The sequence below is a fragment of the Mesorhizobium muleiense genome (assembly GCF_900099905.1).
Taxonomy (GTDB): domain Bacteria; phylum Pseudomonadota; class Alphaproteobacteria; order Rhizobiales; family Rhizobiaceae; genus Mesorhizobium; species Mesorhizobium muleiense.
In genome coordinates this window covers 1-3298 of record NZ_FNEE01000049.1, presented here as the reverse complement: position 1 = coordinate 3298, position 3298 = coordinate 1, and the positions used below count along the sequence as shown (strand labels likewise).

Sequence of the window (3298 nt, the reverse complement as noted above, 5' to 3'; positions counted from 1 at the left end):
ACTAGTTCGCTATCGGTCATGCACGAGTACTTAGGCTTGGAGGGTGGTCCCCCCAATTTCAGACAGGATTTCACGTGTCCCGCCTTACTCGAGGACGATGATTTGCATTACGCGTACGGGGCTGTCACCCACTATGGCCCTACTTTCCAGAAGGTTCCGCTTGTCTCATCATCGCCACTGGCCTGGTCCGGGTTCGCTCGCCACTACTGCCGGAGTCTCGGTTGATGTCCTTTCCTACGGGTACTTAGATGTTTCAGTTCCCCGCGTTCGCCACTTTATCCCTATGTATTCAGGATAAGTTACCTATAACAGATACTTGGAAACCACAGCAGCCAGTCGGCCTTTCGACCACTGGCTGCTCTGATTTTCCAAGCACCTTAGGTGGGTTTCCCCATTCGGAAATCTACGGATCAAAGGGTATTCGCACCTCCCCGTAGCTTATCGCAGCGTATCACGTCCTTCATCGCCTGTGCATGCCAAGGCATCCACCAATTGCCCTTAAGACACTTGATCGTTCTCATTGCCAATACCCACCGCGCGATCCCGAAGGGATCGTCGCTTCAGCCACAAACCCAAAGGATTGTCGCCTCAGCGCGATCCAAAGGATCGTCGCTCAGCGCGATCTCGAAGAGATCGTCGCTTCAGCTAAATCCTGTGCAGGATTGTCGCCTGATGGCATTGGCACAAAAAGACCAGCTTCTCGAGATCGGTTCGAGGGTGCGGTTAGGCAAACCCATCATATGCGGGAGATTGAGCGTCTCCCGCGACAAATCACACCCCTTGCGGGCTATGAAGTTCGAACAAATCTTCTCTTTACGATGTCAAACAGAACAGGCGGAGAGCCAAGAAGGCTCGCCGCAAACTCTTAAAACGAATGACTTTTGCAACCGGTTTCACATCTCTACTCAACACCAAGGTAATGGTGGAGCCGGACGGGATCGAACCGACGACATCCTGCTTGCAAAGCAGGCGCTCTCCCAGCTGAGCTACGGCCCCTGATACCTTTTGTCGAGGAAGATCGACAATCCTTGCGGATTGCGAAGTGGTGGGCCTGGGAGGACTTGAACCTCCGACCTCACGCTTATCAAGCGCGCGCTCTAACCAACTGAGCTACAAGCCCTAAGCCCCAAGCGCAGATGGTAGCCAGCTTTCGAGGCAGAGCCTCGCAAGGCCGCCAAATCCAACTAAAACCGGCGGCCGTCGCGGCTCGTGCCGCGCCCTCGCGGAGCGCCAGGCCAAAGGCCGACACGGCGCGCGAGCGCAATCAAAGTCATTCGCGAAGAAAGAGAAACGAAGGCGGCAGACCCGCTTAAGGTATGCACGACGGTAAGAGTGACTCTCTTGCCGTCTTGTTCCAAGTAAACCAGAAGGCAGAGGCTCCACGAGTGAGCGTTTCCATTGAGGTTTATCCTTAGAAAGGAGGTGATCCAGCCGCAGGTTCCCCTACGGCTACCTTGTTACGACTTCACCCCAGTCGCTGACCCTACCGTGGTCGCCTGCCTCCTTGCGGTTAGCACAGCGCCTTCGGGTAAAACCAACTCCCATGGTGTGACGGGCGGTGTGTACAAGGCCCGGGAACGTATTCACCGCGGCATGCTGATCCGCGATTACTAGCGATTCCAACTTCATGCACTCGAGTTGCAGAGTGCAATCCGAACTGAGATGGCTTTTGGAGATTAGCTCGACCTCGCGGTCTCGCTGCCCACTGTCACCACCATTGTAGCACGTGTGTAGCCCAGCCCGTAAGGGCCATGAGGACTTGACGTCATCCCCACCTTCCTCTCGGCTTATCACCGGCAGTCCCCTTAGAGTGCCCAACTGAATGCTGGCAACTAAGGGCGAGGGTTGCGCTCGTTGCGGGACTTAACCCAACATCTCACGACACGAGCTGACGACAGCCATGCAGCACCTGTCACCGGTCCAGCCGAACTGAAGGTCTCCATCTCTGGAGACCGCGACCGGGATGTCAAGGGCTGGTAAGGTTCTGCGCGTTGCTTCGAATTAAACCACATGCTCCACCGCTTGTGCGGGCCCCCGTCAATTCCTTTGAGTTTTAATCTTGCGACCGTACTCCCCAGGCGGGAAGCTTAATGCGTTAGCTGCGCCACCGACAAGTAAACTTGCCAACGGCTAGCTTCCATCGTTTACGGCGTGGACTACCAGGGTATCTAATCCTGTTTGCTCCCCACGCTTTCGCACCTCAGCGTCAGTACCGAGCCAGTGAGCCGCCTTCGCCACTGGTGTTCCTCCGAATATCTACGAATTTCACCTCTACACTCGGAATTCCACTCACCTCTCTCGGACTCGAGATACCCAGTATCAAAGGCAGTTCCGGGGTTGAGCCCCGGGATTTCACCCCTGACTTAAATATCCGCCTACGTGCGCTTTACGCCCAGTAATTCCGAACAACGCTAGCCCCCTTCGTATTACCGCGGCTGCTGGCACGAAGTTAGCCGGGGCTTCTTCTACGGTTACCGTCATTATCTTCACCGTTGAAAGAGCTTTACAACCCTAGGGCCTTCATCACTCACGCGGCATGGCTGGATCAGGCTTGCGCCCATTGTCCAATATTCCCCACTGCTGCCTCCCGTAGGAGTTTGGGCCGTGTCTCAGTCCCAATGTGGCTGATCATCCTCTCAGACCAGCTATGGATCGTCGCCTTGGTAGGCCATTACCCCACCAACTAGCTAATCCAACGCGGGCTCATCCATCTCCGATAAATCTTTCTCCATAAGGACGTATACGGTATTAGCTCCAGTTTCCCGGAGTTGTTCCGTAGAGATGGGTAGATTCCCACGCGTTACTCACCCGTCTGCCGCTCCCCTTGCGGGGCGCTCGACTTGCATGTGTTAAGCCTGCCGCCAGCGTTCGTTCTGAGCCAGGATCAAACTCTCAAGTTTAGTAAGACTTTGATTTGGCTTTATCTGGTCACGCTTTGAATTGACGAGAACATTCACACCTGGACACTTTCATGCCCTGGTAGACTTATTCTCTCAAAACGTGTCCGCCAAAGTCTCGTTCGAACCCAACATCCCTGGCGGGATGAAAGGCTCAGCAGGACTCTGCCGCCCACGTTTCTCTTTCTTCAATATTCAATTATCAAAGAACAGACATCGCAGACGCGGTGTCGTGGCCCGTACGCTTGTGGCTCGGGGCCGTTCGAGTGTCGCTCACGCGGCTCTCTTGAATTTCGCAGAGGGCAGATCTAGAAGCGAACTTCTTCGTCGCCAGCGGCGCGCCGCCCTCGTTGGTGAGGCGTATATAGTCGGCGCCCATCCAAAGTGTCAACAACGATTTC

The 3298-nt window shown here is 55.1% G+C and carries 2 tRNA genes, 2 rRNA genes and 1 pseudogene; all 5 read right to left on the bottom strand.

Features of this window, described 5'->3' with window-relative positions:
- Positions 1-513 (bottom strand): 23S ribosomal RNA (locus tag BLT09_RS33245); the annotation flags it as partial.
- A 407-nt stretch (positions 514-920) separates the two neighbouring features.
- Positions 921-996: transfer RNA gene (locus tag BLT09_RS33240), tRNA-Ala, on the bottom strand.
- 47 nt (positions 997-1043) lie between these two features.
- Positions 1044-1120: transfer RNA gene (locus BLT09_RS33235), tRNA-Ile, on the bottom strand.
- Positions 1121-1415: 295 nt separating this feature from the next.
- Positions 1416-2900: ribosomal RNA gene (locus BLT09_RS33230) — 16S ribosomal RNA — on the bottom strand.
- A 199-nt stretch (positions 2901-3099) separates the two neighbouring features.
- Positions 3100-3298, bottom strand: a pseudogene (locus BLT09_RS34750) (hypothetical protein); the annotation flags it as partial.